The following is a 17308-nucleotide window of genomic DNA, read 5'->3' as shown; positions in this document are numbered from 1 at the left end:
CCGGTCGGCACTCGACCATTTCTGCTCACCAGGTGCGCGGGTGTGGGCGCGCGAGCGCGCGACGACCGGGAGGCGCGGGTCGCCTCAGCGCGCCTCGCCGCGTCGGGCGATGGTGCGGACCATGACCTCGAGTGCGTAGTGCGCGTCGCGCGAGCCGCCCTTCACCGCGGTGTCAGCCTCGGCGATGCTCGTGATCGCGTTCGCGAGACCCGTCTCACTCCACGAGGAGACGTCACGCTGCGCGCGCTGCACCTGCCACGGGGCCATGCCGAGCGCCGACGCCGCCTGACCGCTCGGCCCGCGGAACGCGCTGACCTTCGCCATCGTGCGGATCTTGCTCGCGAACGCTGCGACGATCGGCACCGGCGCTTCGCCCGTCGCCAGCGCGTGCCGCAACTCGACGATCGCCGGAGCGGACCGTCCGGCCAGGGCGATGTCGGCCACCTTGAACGCGTTGGTCTCGACGCGACCGCCGTAGTACTTGTCGACGACCTTGTCGGTGATCTCCTGCGCTTCGTCCGCCAGGAGCTGCCGGCACGCGGCGGCGAGCTCGGCGAGGTCGTCCGCGAAGGCGACCACGAGGGTGCGGACCGCCGACGGCGCGATCTTGCGTCGGGCGGCGCGGAACTCGGCGTTCACGAAGTCGATGCGGTCGGTCTCGCGCTTGAGTTCGTCGCACAGGACCTCGACCCCGCCGCCGACCCCGCTGCGGATCGTGTCGAGCAGCTTCTTGCCGCGCACCCCGCCGCCGTGCCGGAGCACCAGGGTGACGTCGTCGGCCGGGGCCTGCAGGTACGAGATGGTCTCGGTGATGAAGGCGTCGGTGCACTTCTCGACGTTGGTGACCCGCACGAGTCGCGGCTCGCCGAACAACGACGGGCTGGCGAGGGTCGCGAGCAGCCCGGGAGCGTACTGGTCGGCCTCGAGGTCGTGCACCTCGAGCGCCGGGTCCTCGCCCACGAGCAGGTCCTTGAGCACGCTGCTGGCCCGGTCCGCCAGGAACGCCTCGGGCCCGGTGACGAGCACGACCGGGGCCGGGCGGATCCCCGACCAGGGGACCTGGTCGATCTTCGCTGCGGCGCGCGCGGGCTTCTTGGCGGGCATGCGGTCCTTCCGGTGGTGCCGACCCGGACGGTGCCGGTGCGACGAGTGCTCCGACGATCCTACGGGCGGCCACCGACGGCGTGTGCTCCGTCCACACCCGCAGGTCGTCGGTGGCCGTCCGACCCGCCACGACGGTGCCGAGTTCATCGGTGCGGTACGTGGCGGTCCCGGACGATGCGAGCATCGACAGCGCCGACCGTGTCGGGTGGCCGTAGGTGTTGTCCGCGCCGACGCCGACGAGTCCGACGCGCGCTGCGAGCTGCCGGTACAGCAGGGGGTCCTGGTCGGCCGAACCGTGGTGCGAGACCTTCACGACGTCGACGGCGCCGTCGGGGAGTGCACTGCCGGAGCGGACCCGACGCTGGGCGGTCTCCCCCAGGTCACCGAGGAACACCCCGGACAGGCACGTCGGGCAGTCGGCACCTGGCGGCGGCTCGGTCACGAGCACGATGCTCGCGTCGTTGCCGGCGTCCGGGCTGCCCGCCCGCGGCCACACCACGCGCCAACCGAGCGGCCCGAGCACACCGGACACCCGGTCGTCGGCCTGCCGGACGTCGACGCCGCCGCGCTGCAGGTCCTGCACGACGCGGCTGTCCGACGCACGGCCGACGGGTCCGACGAGCGCCGTGTCGACGATGCCCGCGACCTCGTCGACCGCCCCGACGTGGTCGCGGTCGAAGTGCGTGAGGACGAGCAGGTCGATCCGGCGGACCCGCAGCAGGTCGAGGCAGGCCCGGAGGCGGTCCGGGTCGTCCCCGGTGTCGATCAGTGCCGTGCTGTCGCCGCCACGGACCAGCACGGCGTCACCCTGTCCGACGTCGCACGCCGCGACCGCCCAGTCGCGCGGGACGGTACCGCGCACGACCAGCACGGGTACCGCGACGGAGGCGACACCGACCACGACGACGACTCCCGCGACGAGCAGCAGGCGGCTCCGCGCCGTCGGAGTGCTCAGCACGGCGACCGCGAGGCACGCGCTGACGACCACGGCGCCGACCACCCCGACGGTCCCACCCGGCCACGGCGCCGACGCGTACGGCAGGAGCGCTGCGCCGTGGGCGATGCCCCCGACCGCCGACGCGGGGGCCCAGGCGACGGCGGCCAGCACCGACCCACCCCACGGCCAGACCGGCGCGAGCAGACACGCACCGAGGCCGACGACGGTGACGATCGGTGCCAGGGGCTCGGCCAGCAGGTTCGCCGGCACCGCGTAGGTCGGCAGCGCCGCGGACAGCGGGATCGTCACGGGCCAGCAGGCGACCTGTGCTGCCACCGGCACGGCGAGGGCGGCGGCCGCCGGGGTCCACAGCCGTCGGGCGAGGAGCGTGGTGAGCGGTGGCCCGAGCACCAGGATGCCGCTCGTGGCGAGCACCGACAGCGCGAACCCGAACGACCGCGCGAACCAGGGGTCGACCACCAGCATGCCGATCGCGGCCAGGGCGATGAGCGGCACGCCGCGCACGGGGCGGCCGGACAGGTGAACGACCAGCACGACGACCGCCATCACCGTGGCCCGGACGATCGACGGGTCTGGCCGTACGAGCACCACGAACGCGAGCAGCACGGCGACGGCAGACGCCGCCCGGAGCCCCCGAGGCATCCCGCAGAGTCGCCCGACCACCACGACGAGGCCGACGATCACCGCGCAGTTCGCCCCGGACACCGCGGTCAGGTGGGTCAGCGCCGAGGTCTCCATCGCCGCCTCGGTCGCGGCGCCGAGGCCGGACCGGTCGCCGATCGCCAGGCCTCGCAGGAGCGCGGCCCCGGGCTCGGGCAGGTCCGCCGTCGCACGGACGAAGGCCCGACGCGCGGTGTCGGTGGCCCCGAGCAGTCCCCCGGGTGGTTCGGTGGCGGGCACACCCCGGAGGAACAGCACGAACGCGGTCGCGGAACCGGGGACGTCGGCCTCGATCGTCCCGGTGCCGGTCACCCGCGTTCCCGCGGCCAGCACGCGGTCGTCATCGTCACCCGGCGGGACGAGCGCACCGTCGCCCGGCGGGACGAGCCGGACCGGTACCCGGAGCGCACGCTCCGTGTCGGCACGCTCGAGCGTCGCGAGGACGGAGCGGTCACCCGGGCCCAGGTCGCGCGACAGGACCGCGTCGAACGAGACGGTGCCCGACCCGGAGGCGAGGGGGCGGAGCACCTCCGGCGTCCGGCGGGTCTCACCCACGGTGACCGACACCGCGAGCAACGCGGTCAGCGCCGCCGCGACGAGCACCGGGCCGGCACAGGCGGTCACGGTGCGGCAGCGGCGGCCCGAGCAGCGACGACTCGCGACGATCGCACTCCCTCCGGCGAGCAGGGCCAGCACGGCGGCCACGATCCCGACCACGGGCGCTGCCGCCGGTCCCCCGACGAGCACGGTCGTCACGATCCAGGCGATCGCCACCGGCACCGCCACCCGCAGGTCCATCGCACTGGGTCGCAGCTGCACGGGCACGGCTCAGACCCGCACGCGGTCACGCAGCTCAGCGAACCGGACGTCGCCGATGCCGCTGACGTCGAGCAGGTCCTCGACCGCGGTGAACCGGCCGTGTTCGTCGCGCCAGGCGAGGATCCGGCCGGCCAACCCCGGGCCGATGCCGGGCAGGGTCTCGAGCGCAGCCTGGTCGGCGCTGTTCAGGTCGACGACGGGGTCAGCGCCGGTTCCCCAGGCATCCGCGGCACCCGTACTGCTGCCCCCGCTGCTGCCCGCCGCGGCCGCACCGCCGTCGACCGGATCGAGCGCCGCCGGGACCTCGTCCTCGCCCACGCGGGGCACGTACAGCCGCTCGCCGTCGATCAGGACCCGCGCCAGGTTCAGTCGGTCGAGGTCCGCGTCCGCCGTCACGCCGCCGGCCCGCTCGATCGCGTCGGTGACCCGGCTCGACGGCGGCAGGCGCACCACGCCGTCGCGCTCGACCGCTCCGAGCACGTGCACCACCACACGCGCCGCACCAGACCCAGCGGTCGGCGCGCCGGCGGTGGGCGCACCACTGACGACGACCCCGCCCGCCCCTGCACCACCACGCCCCGTCAGCGACCCGACCAGGACCACCACGAGCGCGACCACCACGACGACCCCGGCCAGCACCACCGCGGCCCGCGGCGACAGCACCAGTCGCGACCAGAGCACGCGTCCCGACGAAGGCGCGCCGTCCACTGACCGAGGGTCCGGTGACGAGGGCGACGACATGCCCCGAACGCTACGGAGCCCGGCCGATCGGCCGGGCTCCGGAGTGCTGGTCTGTGGACAGGTGCGTCGGACGCCCACCCTGTGGACGGCCAGACGCCCACCCTGTGGACGGCCAGACGCCCACCCCGTGGACGGCCGCGCCGCCCGAGGGCTACCCCTTGATGGCGATGTTCACGAGCTTCGGCGCCCGCACGATGACCTTCACGATCTCGCGGTCACCGATGTACCGCTGCACGTTCGCTGAGGCACGGGCGAGTGCCTCGAGCTCGGACGGCTCGATCGACTTCGACACCTCGAACGAGTCGCGCACCTTGCCGTTGACCTGCACGACGGCGGTGAGGGTCTCCTGCACCAGCAGCGTCGGGTCGGCCTTCCGCCAACCGTGCAGCGCGACGGTGGCCTCGTACCCGAGCTGCTCCCACATCTCCTCGCCGGTGTACGGCGCGAACACGGCGAGGCCGAGCGTGACGGTCTCGACGGCTTCGCGCACGGCGGGGTCGGCGGCACCGGGGCCGCTGTCGATCGCCTTGCGCGTCACGTTGACCAGGTCCATGAGCCGTGCGATCACGACGTTGAACTTGAACGACTCCATCAGGCCCGGCGCATCGGCCAGGAACCGGTGCGTCACCTGGCGCAGGGCGCGGTCGCCCTCGGCCCAGACGACGTCGGGGGTCGACGTGACGTCGGTCGCCAGGCGGTAGGCGCGGGCCAGGAAGCGTGCCGAGGCGGACGGCGAGACGTCCTCCCAGTTGATGTCGTCCTCGGGCGGGCCGGCGAAGCCCATCACCAGGCGGATCGCGTCGACGCCGTTCGCGTCGAGCTCGTCACCGAGCGAGACGCCGCCCTTGGACTTCGACATCTTCGAGCCGCCGGACAGCACCATGCCCTGGTTGAGCAGTGCCGAGAACGGCTCGGTGAAGTCGAGGTAACCGAGGTCGAAGAGCACCTTGGTGACGAAGCGCGCGTACAGCAGGTGCAGGATCGCGTGCTCGATCCCGCCGATGTACTGGTCGACCGGCGCCCACTTGCGGGCGACCGCGGGGTCGAACGCCTGGGTGTCGTCGTTCGCCGCCAGGAAGCGCAGGAAGTACCACGACGAGTCGACGAAGGTGTCCATCGTGTCGGTGTCACGGAGCGCGGGCGTACCGTCGACGGGGTTCGGGACGTTGACCCAGTCGGTCGCTCCGCCGAGCGGCGAGGTGCCCTTGGGCTTGAGGTCGAGCCCCTCGGTGTCGGGCAGCCGTACCGGCAGCTGGTCGAGCGGCACGGGGTGCTCGCTGCCGTCGGCGCCGTGGATGATCGGGATCGGCGTGCCCCAGAAGCGCTGGCGCGAGATGAGCCAGTCGCGCAGGCGGTAGGTCTTGGCGGCGCGACCGGTCCCGCGCTCCTCGAGCAGGGAGATCGCGGCGGTGATCGCGTGCTGCTTCGACATGCCGTCGAGGGGGCCGGAGTTCATCATCCGGCCCTGACCCGTCAGCGCCTCGCCCGTGGTGGCGGGGTTGAGGTCGGGCAGCTCGGTGTCCTCGGTGATCACCGGGATCGCTCCGGTGACCGCGGCGTTGGTGTCGACGACGACCTTCACCGGCAGGTCGAACGCCCGGGCGAAGTCGAGGTCGCGCTGGTCGTGCGCCGGCACGGCCATGACCGCCCCGTGGCCGTAGTCGGCGAGCACGTAGTCGGCGGCCCAGATCGGCAGGCGCTCCCCCGTCAGCGGGTGGATCGCGAAACGGCCGAGCGGCACACCGGTCTTCGGGCGGTCGGCGTTCTGCCGGTCGATCTCCGACGTCTTCTGCGTGGCGACGAGGTAGGCATCGAAGTCCGCACGGACGGAGGAGGACGCAGAAGCGACCAGCGACGCCGCCAGGTCCGAGTCCGGTGCGACGACGAGGAACGTCACGCCGTGGATCGTGTCGGGGCGCGTCGTGAACACCGTGACGGGCTCGTCACGGCCCTCGATGACGAAGTCGACGTCGGCGCCGACCGACCGGCCGATCCAGTTGCGCTGCTGCGCGATGACCTTGGCGGGCCACCGTCCCTCGAGCTGGTTGAGGTCGTCGAGCAGGCGGTCGGCGTACTCCGTGATCTTGAAGTACCACTGCGTGAGCTTCTTCTTGACGACGACGGCACCGGAGCGGTCCGAGGTGCCGTCGGGCAGGACCTGCTCGTTCGCGAGCACGGTCTGGTCCACCGGGTCCCAGTTGACCCAGCTGTCCTTGCGGTACGCCAGGCCCTTCTCGTACATCTTCAGGAACAGCCACTGGTTCCACTTGTAGTACTCGGGGTCCGAGGTGTGGATCTCGGTGCTCCAGTCGAACGACGGCGCGTAGCGCTTGAAGGACGCCTTCTGCTGCGCGATGTTCGCGTAGGTCCAGTCCTTCGGGTCCACCCCGCGCTTGATCGCGGCGTTCTCGGCGGGCAGGCCGAAGGAGTCCCAGCCGATGGGGTGCAGGACGTTGAAGCCCTGCTGGCGCCAGTAGCGCGCCACGAAGTCGCCGAGGGCCCAGTTCTCGGCGTGCCCCATGTGGAGGTCGCCGGACGGGTACGGGAACATCTCGAGGATGTACTTGCGCGGACGCGTGTCGTCCAGGTCGGTGGTGAAGAGCCCGAGCTCTTCCCAGCGGGGCTGCCACTTCTCCTGGATACGACGGAAGTCGTAGGCGTTCGGGTCCTCGGCGTGCTGCTCGGTGGTCACGGACGTCAACGATACAAGCCGGGAGGCCCGTCCAGCGTCCGCCTGTCGGGTCATCCGACGAGCAGGCGGCCGGCGACCATCCGCAGGGTGCGGTCGACCAGGTCCGCCCGGACCGGCACGTGCGACACGATCACGACCGTCCGGCCCGCTGCGCGCGCCGTCGTGACGAGGTCGTGCAGGACGGCGTCGCCGAGGTCCGGGTCGATGTCGGCCGTGGGTTCGTCGAGCACGAGCACCGGGAACGCGTGCAGGAGCGCGCGTGCCAGGGCGAGCCGGTGCGCCTGTCCGCCGGAGACGAGGCCACCGCGCTCCCCCACCGACGCATCGAGCCCGCCGCGACGTCCGACCCACTCGCCGAGGCCGACCCGGTCGAGCACGGCGAGCAGCTCGTCGTCGGTCGCGGTCTCGCGGGCGAACAGCAGGTTCTGTCGCACGGACTGGTCGAACACGAACGGGTCCTGCTCGATGAGCCCGATGCGGGCACGGACGGCGTCGGGGTGCATGTCCTTCGCCGAGACCCCGTCGAGCGTGTACGAGCCCTGGTGGTCGACGAACCGGACGAGCGCGTCGACGAGCGTGGACTTCCCCGCGCCGCTCGGCCCTTCGAGCACGACGACCTCGCCGGGGTGCAGGTCGAGCGAGACCCCGTCGACCGCCGGCGTCGTGGCTCCGGGCCACTGCACGGTCAGGTCGCGCACCGCCACGGTGACCGGACCGGACACCGTCAGTTCGGCCGGGTCGGCGTCCTGCTCGGGTTCGGGCACGATGCCCGCGGGCACCCGTGCCGGGACGACCTGCTCGACCCGCTCGGCTGCAGCGCGCACCCGGCGCAGCGTGAGGACGGCGAGCGGGACCCCGCCGACGACCTCGAACAGGGCGAGCGGCACGAACACGGTCAGTGCCCAGAGCGGTCCGTCGAGCGCCCCGGACACCACGGCGGGTGCACCGACGGCCAGGATCCCGATGACCGCGCCGCCGCCGACCAGCCCGACCAGGGCACCGACGAGCGCCTCGACCGTGCCACGGCGGCGCACCGCACGGGTGACGCCGGCGTCGAGACGGGCGATGTGCGCCAGGCGCTCGTCGAGGGTGCCGTAGGCCGCGAACACGTCGAGCGTCCGCACGGTGTCGAGCACGAGGTCGGCGACCCGACCACGGTCCGCCGCGGTCTCACGGTCGGAGCGCTCGGCGATCGACCGCGTCACGACCGACCCGAGCAGCGCCGCGACCGCCAGACCGAGCAGGAGCACGAGGGCGGCCGGCACCGACACGATCGCCACGGCGACGACGGACAGCACGGCGACGACCCCGGCGGACACCAGCGGCCCGACGACGCGGATGGGCAGGTCCTGCAGCCGGTCGGTGTCGGTGACCAGGCGGGTCATCAGGTCGCCACGGCCGGTGCTGCCGAGTCCTGCCGGTGCGACCGAGGCGAGCCGCCGGTACATCTCGGTGCGCACCACCGCGAGCTGCCGGAAGGACGCGTCGTGCCCGGCGAGCCGGTCGACGTAGCGCAGCGCCGCACGCCCGAGTGCGAACGCCCGCACGCCGACCATCACGAGGGTCAGGTAGAGGATCGGCGGGTGCTCCGCGGCACGGGTGATGAGGTAGCCGCTCGCGGCGAGGAGCGCCACGGCGCAGACCGCACTGAGCGCGCCGGCGGCGACCGCCTTCGCCCAACCCGACCCGTGCGGCATCGCGAGCCGCAGGACGGACGCTCCACGGGCCTCCCGGGACAGCACCCGCTGCCGGCTCATGCGCGCACCCCCGTCCGGACGGTGACCGACCCACCGGTGCCGATGTCGACCCGGACGTCGGCCGCGGCCACGACCGCCGGTCGGTGGCTGGCCACCACGACGACCGCGCCGTCGGCCGCCAGGCCGCGGATCGCGGCGACGACGTGGGCCTCGGCCTCGGCGTCGAGCGCCGACGTCGGTTCGTCGAGCAGGACCAACGGCGTGCCGACGCGGCGGGCGCGGTACAGCGCCCGCGCGACGGCGACGCGCTGCGCCTGGCCGCCGGACAGTCCGCTGCCGCCGGCACCGATCGGGAGGCCCGGGTCGCCCCCCAGCCCCGCGTCGCGCAACGCGGTCTGGACGTCCACGGCATCGGGGATCGCGCTGAGCGCGACGTTCTCGGCGACGGTCCCGCGCACGAGGCGGGGTCGCTGGTCGGCCCAGGTGGTGCGCTCGGCAGTGGTCGTACCGGCGGCGCCCGGGACGACCACGGTGCCGTCGTGCGGCAGGACGCCGCGGAGTGCGGCGATGACGCTCGACTTGCCCGAGCCGCTCGGGCCGGCGAGCACGACGACGGTGCCGGGGTCGGCGTGCAGGTCGAGCGGGCCGATCACCACGTCGGGCCGGCGGACGGTCAGACCGTGCACGGCCAACGCCGTGGCGGCCGGCGCGGTCGCCGCGGGGTCCGTGTCGTGGTGCGGCGCGGGCTCCGTGTCGTCGAGGACGTCGAGGACCGCTGCCGATGCCTCGACGCCGTCCTGGGCGGCGTGGAAGTCCGCGCCGACCTGGCGGATGGGGGCGAACGCCTCGGGGGCGAGGACCAGGACGAACATCGCGGCGCCGAGCCCGAGCGAGCCGTCGACCAGCCGGATGCCGATCGACACCGCGACGAGGGCGACGGACAGGCTCGCGGCGAGCTCGAGCGCGAACCCGCTGACGAACGACAGCCGGAGCACCCCGAGCGTGCCACGACGGTACTCGTCCGTGACGGCGCCGATGCGGCCGACCTGGCGCCGGGCGCGACCGAACACCTTGAGGGTGGCCAGGCCCTCGACGGCCTCGAGGAAGGCGCCGCCGAGCTTGGCGAGGGCGTCGGACTGCTTCCGCTGCAACGACTGGGTCGCGAGTCCGATCAGGATCATGAACACCGGGATGACCGGCAGGGCGAACAGGATGATCAGCCCGCTCGTCAGGTCACCGAGGCCGATCGCGACCAGCAGCAGCGGTGTGGCGATCGCGGTGAGTGCGAGCTGCGGCAGGTAGCGACCGAAGTAGGCGTCGAGCGCGTCGAGGCCCGGCCCGAGGGTGGTGGCGAACCCCGCGCTCGACCGGCCCGCCAGCCAGGACGGACCCCGCTCGGCGGCGCGGGCGAGCACCGTGGTGCGCATCTCGCTCTTCACCTTCGCCGCGGCGCGGGCCGCCAGGTCGTCGGTCGCCCAGGCCGCCACGGCACGGAGCACGAACGCGCCGCCCAGCAGCGCGAGCGCCTGCCCGAAGGCGCTCGGGACACGGCCGTCCTGGACCGCGTCGATGCCGAGGGTCACGGCGGCGGCGATCCCCCACGCGATCGCGATGGTCGCGACCGTGCGGAGGACGCCGGTGCCGGCAGCCGCGACGATGAAGCCGCGCGCCGTCCGCGACAGGCGCAGGAGTCGCGGGTCGAGCGGCTTCACCGTCGCCTGCCTAGTGCGCGGCCTGGGTGACCTGGGCCCGCGAGACACGCTTGCGGAACACCCAGTACGTCCAGGCCTGGTACGCGAACACGAGGGGCACGAAGATCAGCGCCACCCAGCTCATCACCGTCAGCGTGTACGAACCGCTCGAGGCGTTGTACACGTTCAGGCTGTTCGCCGGGTCGTTGGTGGCGGGCATGACGTCCGGGAAGATCGCCGTGAACATGGCGAGCACGATCGCGGCGATGGTGACGGCCATGAGCGTGAACGCCCGGCCCTCCTTGCCCCAGGCGTTGCACAGCACGGCCAGGACGAGCGCGAGTGCCGCGACCACCGAGAGCACGAGCGAGGCCGGGGTCGCCCGGACGAACGCCATCCAGACCAGGAACGCGGCGCCGACGACGATCGTCAGGATGCCGGCCCGGGTCGCCAGGCGCTTCGCCCGCTCGCGGATCTCGCCCTCGGTCTTCAGCGCCACGAACACGACGCCGTGCGTGAAGAACACCAGCAGCGTCGCCACGCCGGTCAGGAGCGCGAACGGGTTGAGCAGGTCGAAGAGCGTGCCCGTGTAGTTGTGCCCGGAGTCCATCGGGATCCCGCGGACGACGTTGCCGAACGCGACGCCCCAGAGGAACGACGGCAGGGCGGACCCGACGATGATCATCAGGTCGAAGCGACGCTTCCACTCGAGGTGCTTGTTCTGGTGGCGGTACTCGAACGAGACACCGCGCAGGATCAGCGCCGCGAGGATGAGCAGCAGCGCCAGGTAGAACCCGGAGAACATCGTGGCGTACCACTCGGGGAACGCCGCGAACAGGCAGGCACCGGCGACGATGACCCACGTCTCGTTGAGGTCCCAGACCGGGCCGATCGTGTTGATGAGCACCCGACGGTCGGTGTCGTCCTTGCCCAGGAAGGGCAGGGACATGCCGACCCCGAAGTCGAAGCCGTCGAGGACGAAGTAGCCGACGAAGAACACGCCGACGATCGCGAACCAGAGGACAGGCAGATCCATCTCAGTACACCGTCACTTCGTGCTTGACCTCGCCGGTCTCCTCGTCGACCTCTGCCGGAGCGGCAGGGCCCTCTTGCGCGACCTTCTTGATGAGCTTGAACTCGACCACCGCCAGCGAGCCGTAGATCACGGTGAACACGACGAGCGAGATGAGGACCTCGAGCCCGGTCACGTTCGGCGAGACGCCGTCGCTGGTCTTGAGCAACCCGAACACGAGCCACGGCTGGCGACCCATCTCGGTGAAGATCCAGCCGACGATCATCGCGGCCATCGGGAGCGGGACGGTCCAGGTGGCGACGCGCCAGATCCAGCGCTTCGTCGGGAACCGGCCCTTGCGGGTCAGCCAGAGGCCGGCGAGCGACACCATGACCGCACCGACGCCGAGCGCGATCATCCAGCGGAACGACCAGTAGGTCACCCAGATGATCGGCTTGTAGTCGCCGGGCCCGTACACCTGGGTGTACTGCGCCTGCAGGTCGTTGATGCCCTCGACCGTGCCGTTGAAGGTGTGCGTGGACAGGAACGACAGCAGGTAGGGCACCCGGATCGAGAACAGTTCGTGCACGCCGTCGGGGGTGCCGAGCGTGAAGATCGAGAACGAGGCGTCCTTGCCGGTCGCCGTGTTGTACAGCGCTTCGGCTGCGGCCATCTTCATCGGCTGGGTGTCGACCATGGTCAGGCCGAGCTGGTCGCCGGTGAGCACCGTCAGGGCCCCCGCAGCCACCATGGTCCACATGCCGAACTTGAGCGCCGGCATCATCGTCTCGAGGTTCTGGTTCCGCGCCAGGTGGTAGGCGGCGACCGAGATGATCACTGCTGCGGCGACCATGAAGCAGGCGAACAACGTGTGCGGGAAGGCGGCGAGGGCGACCTTGTTGCCGAGGACCGCCCAGATGTCGGTGAGCTCCGCGCGCCCCTTGGCCTCGTTCATCGAGAAGCCGACCGGGTGCTGCATGAACGCGTTCGCGGCGATGATGAAGTACGCCGACATGATCGTGCCGGCGCTGACGCACCAGATGCTCGCCAGGTGCAGTCCCTTCGGCAAGCGGTCCCAGCCGAAGATCCAGACGCCGATGAACGCGGCTTCGAAGAAGAAGGCCAGGATCCCCTCGAGCGCGAGCGGGGCGCCGAAGACGTCACCGACGAAGCGCGAGTAGTTCGACCAGTTCATGCCGAACTGGAACTCCTGCACGATGCCCGTCACGACGCCCATCGCGAAGTTGATCAGGAAGATGCGTCCGAAGAACCGGGTCAGCTGCAGGTAGTGCGCGCGCCCGGTCCGGTACCAGGCGGTCTGGAACACGGCCACCACGGCGGCCATGCCGATCGTCAGCGGGACGAAGAGGAAGTGGTAGATGGTCGTCAGACCGAACTGCCACCGCGACAGGATGAGCGGGTCGAGGAGGTCGGTCATGCGGCACTTCCCAGTCGGGTCGCCGCGCGCAGTCGGTGCACGTCAGTGTCTTCCTGTGGAACGGATACATCAGATGTCACAGCCGTTGGGACTCTTCAACGGTACCGCGTCACCACCGACTTCGACAACTTGTAGAAATGTTCCCTGCACGAACGTGCAAGGGTGCTGCACGGCACAACCGTGCGGCACGGATGTGCCGATCCCCGCTCCGCCGAACGACGACAGGCGCCGGGCAGTTGCCCGACGCCTGTCGTCTAACGCACGAGGACTGCTGTTACAGCAGGCCCTCGTCGGTCAGGAACTCCTTGGCGATGGTGGACGCCTTCTCCTTGTCCGCCGTGCTCTTGGTGTTGAGCTCGATCAGGGCCTCGGGCGTCAGCTTCTCGTTGACCGAGTCGATCGCCTCCGCGGCCTTGTCGTTCACCTTGTCGGAGACGACGGGGATGACGTTCTGCGGCAGGATCAGGTTCTCCGGGTCCTCGAGCGTGACGAAGTCGTTCGCCTTGATGCTCGGGTCGGCGCTGTAGATGTCGGCGAGCTGGACGGTGCCGTCCTTCAGCGCCTTGACCGTCAGGGCTCCGCCGGAGTCCTCGACCGCCTTGAAGTCGACGTCGACGCCGTAGACCGACTTCAGGCCCTTCGGACCGTACGGACGGGTCTGGAACTCGGAGTTCGCGCCGACGGTGAGCTTCGACGTGACGTCCTTCAGGTCGGCCAGGCTCGTCACGTCGTTGTCCTCGGAGAACTTCTTCGTGACGGTGTAGCTGTCCTGGTCGGTCGCCTCGGCCTCGTCGAGGACCCGGAGGCCCTTCGGCAGCGCCGTCTCGAGGCCGTCGTCGATCTGGTCGGCGGTCTTCGCCGTGGAGTCCTTGTCGAAGTACTGCAGCAGGTTGCCGCTGTACTCGGGCATGACGTCGATCGCGCCCTTCTCGAGCTGCGGGATGTAGACCTCGCGCTGCCCGATGTTGAAGTTGCGCTTGACCTCGAAGCCGTTCTTCTCGAGGACCTGTGCGTACAGCTCCGCGATGATCTCGTTCGAGTAGTACTGCTGCGAGCCGACGACGATCGTCTTGGAGTCGGACGACGCGCTGGAGCCGCTGTCGAGCGGGTCGCTCGACGCGCAGCCGGTCAGGGCGGCGGCGACGCCCAGTGCGAGCGCTGCTGCGACGCCCGCACGGATCTTTGCTGTGATCACGATGGATTTCCTTCCGGGATGGGATTGCGGGCTCGCTCGCGCGATCCCTGGCGCTGCCGGGCCGACGGGTCGGCGGTGCCCTTGGGCACCGACGCCCGCTGCAGCACGGCGAACACGATCTCGAACGCGATCGCGAGTGCGATCACGAGGATGGAGGCGCCGAGCATCTCGGCGTAGTCCTGGGTCTTCAGACCGAGGAAGAAGTAGCCGCCGAGGCCGCCGGCACCGACGTACGCGGCGAGCGTCGCCGTGGCCACGACCTGCAGGACGGCTGCGCGGAAGCCGCCGATGAGCAGGGGCAGGCCGAGTGGGACCTCGACCTTCCACAGGATCTGCCAGCCCGTCATGCCCTGGGCCTTGGCGGCGTCGACGGTCACGGGTTCGACCGACTCGATGCCCGAGTACGCACCGGCCAGCACCGAGGGGATGGCGAGCACGACGAGCGCCAGGAGCGGAGCCTGCAGGCCGATGCCGAGCAGGAGTCCGAACAGGGAGAGCACGCCGAGCGTCGGCAGTGCGCGGATCCCGCCGGACACGGCGATCGAGAAGCCCCGTGCGCGGCGCGTGTGGCCGATGGCGTACCCGATCGGCACGGCGATCACCGAGGCGATCACCACGGCGAGCAGCGTGATCCAGATGTGCTCCCAGAGGCGGCCGGGGATCGCGTTGTACCCGGAGTAGTTGGTGGGGTCGAAGACCCAGGCGAAGGCCTGTCCGATGATCACGAGGCGACCTCCGCTGCTTGCAGGACACGGCGGGTCCGGCGGCGCGACACCGAGGTCGTCCGGGTCCACGGCATGACGATCCGGCCGAGCAGCACCAGGATCCCGTCGAGCACGAACGCCAGGACGAGGACCATGACGATGCCGGAGATGATCTCCTCGTAGATCCCGCGCCCGAGGCCGTCCGTGAACAGCGACCCGAGGCTCTGGATGCCGAGGACGGCGCCGACGGTGGTCAGCGAGATCGTGGACACCGAGACCACCCGCAGCCCGGCGAGCAGCACCGGCCCGGCCAGCGGCAGCTCGACGCGGAAGAACCGCTGCGCCGACGAGTACCCCATCGCGGTCGAGGCCGACTTCGTCCCCGAGTCCACCGAGGTGAGCCCGTCGACGGTCGACCGGACCATGAGCGCGAGGCCGTACAGGGTCAACCCGATCACGACGTTGACCGGGCTCTGCAGCCCGGTGCCGATGATGCCCGGCAGCGCCACGAACAGCGCCAGGGAAGGGATCGCGTAGAGCAGCCCGGCGAACGTCACGATGCCGCTGCCGACACCCGAGGCGAACCGCGATCCACCGGGGCGCTGGAGGCGGACGACGAGCCAGCCGATGGGGATGGACAGCAGGAACGCGATGATGATCGGCGGGATGGCGATGGCCAGGTGCGCGACCGTGGCGTCACGGATCGTGTCGAGGTTCGCGAGGACCCACTTCACCGCGTGCCCTCACCCTGCGCCGGAGCACCCGGGGCGTCGAGCGACGCTCCGGCCTGGTTCGATGCGGGGTCGGCCTGCACCGCTGCGGCAGCGTCGACGACGTTGACCGGTCCGGTGAGGACACCGGCTGCACGCCCGTCGCCGTCCACGACGATGGGGCCGGTGGGGGTGTGCTCGACGCGCAGCGAGCGACGCCCGCGGCCGACGCCGATGAAGTTCGCGACGAAGTCGTCCGCCGGCTCGGCCAGGATCTCGGACGGCGTGCCCTGCTGGGCGATCTCGCCGCCCTTCTTCAGGATGACGACCTGGTCGCCGAGCTTGAACGCCTCGTCGATGTCGTGCGTCACGAACACGACGGTCTTGCCGAGTTCACGCTGCAGGCGGATGAGCTCGTCCTGCAGGTCGTTGCGGACCAGCGGGTCGACGGCACCGAAGGGCTCGTCCATGAGCAGGATGTTCGGGTCGACGGCGAGGCCGCGGGCCACGCCGACGCGCTGCTGCTGCCCGCCGGACAGCTGGGACGGGTACCGGTCGGCGAACGCCCGGTCGAGTCCCACGGTGTCCATGAGCTCGAGCGCACGCGTGCGGGCGTCGGCCTTCGACACCCCGGTGAGCAAGGGCACGGTCGCGATGTTGTCGACGACCTTGCGGTGCGGCAGCAGACCGGAGTTCTGCATGACGTACCCGATGCTCCGCCGGAGCTTCACGGGGTCGACGCCGGAGACGTCGGATCCGTCGATCTGCACGGAACCCGAGGTGGGGTCGACCATGCGGTTGATCATCCGGAGCAGCGTCGTCTTGCCGCAGCCGCTGGAGCCGACGAAGACGGTGGTGGTCCGGGACGGGATCACGAGGTCGAAGTCGTCGACCGCGGTGGTGCCGTCCGGGTAGGTCTTTCGTACCGAGCGGAACTCGATCATGGGTGCCCTTCTGTTCGGAGGTAGCCCGACTCCGGATGAGAGTACCCGTCGGGTCCGACAGCGGTTCACCCGTTCCGGCACGCGGCGCGTCCCGGACAGGTGCGCACCGCCGTGGACCGGACCGAGCGCACGACGGAACCAGCGCGGACGACGACGCCCGCGCCTCCTGTTCGGAAGCACGGGCGTCGTCGGATGGGTGCGGGACCCCGCGGCGGTCAGCCGGCGGCGACCACGGACTCCATGTGGGCACGGCTCATCGTGCGGTACTCGGCGATGAGCGCCGTGTCGGGGTGCTCGCGGTCGCGGTGGGCCCGCGCCAGCACGGCGTGGCCGGACTCGGCCAGCACCACCCAGGCACGTGCGATGCGCTCGTTGTCGGGCAGCCCGAACCGGTCGCGCATGATCTGCCCGACGGCGGCGCCGAGCGCCCCCATGCGGTCCTCGGCGTCACCGGTGCCGGTGTCCGCGGTGTCGCCGAAGCGGATCGCGCGGAAGCCGGGCTCGGTGCGGTACAGCTCGGCGGTCTCGTCGATCAGCGCGTCGCAGGCCTGCTGCCAGGTCTCCGCGCCGCTCGCGTCGAGCGCCGCGACGAAGCGCGCTGCGAGCCGCTGCGTGCAGCGGATGGCGAGGGCGTCGACCACGGCGATGCGGTCCGGGAAGTAGCGGTAGACGGTGCCGATGGACGCTCCGGCCCGCTCGGCGACCATCGCGGTCGTGAGTCGCTCGAACCCGATCTCGTCGATCACCGCGGCAGCAGCGTCGAGCAGACCCGCGAGGCGCGCCGAACTGCGGGCTTGGACCGGCTCGTTCCTGAGCAGTGATGATCCCCCCGGCAGAGCGTTCGTTACCTCGGTGACGAGCACGTGTTCTCCTCTTGCGCTCCAGCGCGGTTCGTTGGTGTGACGAGGACGATTTTCGCAGAGACCGGCTGGAACATGGCTGC

Annotated in this window: 12 protein-coding genes and 1 pseudogene; all 13 read right to left on the bottom strand. The window is 71.2% G+C overall.

Going from position 1 to position 17308, the window contains the following annotated elements; genetic code table 11:
- Positions 1–84: 84 nt before the first annotated feature.
- Complete coding sequence (holA, locus tag HQQ88_RS00920) at positions 85–1104, bottom strand: DNA polymerase III subunit delta (RefSeq protein WP_173168387.1); 1020 nt, start codon at positions 1102–1104, stop codon at positions 85–87.
- Positions 1105–1726: 622 nt separating this feature from the next.
- Positions 1727–2800 (bottom strand): annotated as a pseudogene (locus HQQ88_RS20020) (ComEC/Rec2 family competence protein); the annotation flags it as partial.
- A 750-nt stretch (positions 2801–3550) separates the two neighbouring features.
- Entirely contained in the window at positions 3551–4249 is a 699-nt protein-coding gene (locus tag HQQ88_RS00910) for a helix-hairpin-helix domain-containing protein (RefSeq protein WP_367916958.1), read from the bottom strand.
- A 184-nt stretch (positions 4250–4433) separates the two neighbouring features.
- Positions 4434–6974, bottom strand: coding sequence for a leucine--tRNA ligase (gene leuS / locus HQQ88_RS00905; protein ID WP_123938283.1), 2541 nt, complete (start codon positions 6972–6974; stop codon positions 4434–4436).
- 50 nt (positions 6975–7024) lie between these two features.
- Positions 7025–8731, bottom strand: coding sequence for a thiol reductant ABC exporter subunit CydC (gene cydC / locus HQQ88_RS00900; RefSeq protein WP_173168385.1), 1707 nt, complete (start codon positions 8729–8731; stop codon positions 7025–7027).
- Complete coding sequence (gene cydD / locus HQQ88_RS00895) at positions 8728–10383, bottom strand: thiol reductant ABC exporter subunit CydD (protein ID WP_367916957.1); 1656 nt, start codon at positions 10381–10383, stop codon at positions 8728–8730. The genes cydC and cydD overlap by 4 nt, the downstream gene beginning before the upstream one ends.
- A 10-nt stretch (positions 10384–10393) precedes the next feature.
- Positions 10394–11398 (bottom strand): cytochrome d ubiquinol oxidase subunit II, encoded by a 1005-nt coding sequence (cydB, locus tag HQQ88_RS00890; RefSeq protein WP_123340389.1) that lies wholly within the window; start codon positions 11396–11398, stop codon positions 10394–10396.
- A gap of 1 nt (position 11399) precedes the next feature.
- The gene (locus HQQ88_RS00885) at positions 11400–12812 is read right to left on the bottom strand and encodes a cytochrome ubiquinol oxidase subunit I (RefSeq protein ID WP_123292497.1); all 1413 of its coding nucleotides are present in this window, start codon (positions 12810–12812) and stop codon (positions 11400–11402) included.
- A gap of 274 nt (positions 12813–13086) precedes the next feature.
- Positions 13087–14007: an ABC transporter substrate-binding protein gene (locus tag HQQ88_RS00880; RefSeq protein WP_173168383.1), complete on the bottom strand. Its 921-nt coding sequence runs from the start codon at positions 14005–14007 to the stop codon at positions 13087–13089.
- Complete coding sequence (locus HQQ88_RS00875) at positions 14004–14732, bottom strand: ABC transporter permease (protein ID WP_111085762.1); 729 nt, start codon at positions 14730–14732, stop codon at positions 14004–14006. Before HQQ88_RS00875 ends, HQQ88_RS00880 begins: the two co-directional genes overlap by 4 nt.
- The gene (locus tag HQQ88_RS00870; RefSeq protein ID WP_123292494.1) at positions 14729–15445 is read right to left on the bottom strand and encodes an ABC transporter permease; all 717 of its coding nucleotides are present in this window, start codon (positions 15443–15445) and stop codon (positions 14729–14731) included. The genes HQQ88_RS00875 and HQQ88_RS00870 overlap by 4 nt, the downstream gene beginning before the upstream one ends.
- A complete protein-coding gene (locus tag HQQ88_RS00865) occupies positions 15442–16365 on the bottom strand; it encodes an ABC transporter ATP-binding protein (protein ID WP_123292493.1) in 924 nt (307 codons plus the stop codon). Before HQQ88_RS00865 ends, HQQ88_RS00870 begins: the two co-directional genes overlap by 4 nt.
- A gap of 215 nt (positions 16366–16580) precedes the next feature.
- A complete protein-coding gene (locus tag HQQ88_RS19300; protein WP_185003108.1) occupies positions 16581–17228 on the bottom strand; it encodes a TetR/AcrR family transcriptional regulator in 648 nt (215 codons plus the stop codon).
- Between the last annotated feature and the right edge of the window lie 80 nt (positions 17229–17308).

The organism is Curtobacterium sp. VKM Ac-2861 (genome assembly GCF_013204965.1).
GTDB lineage: Bacteria > Actinomycetota > Actinomycetes > Actinomycetales > Microbacteriaceae > Curtobacterium.
This window is presented reverse-complemented; position numbering and strand designations above follow the sequence as displayed.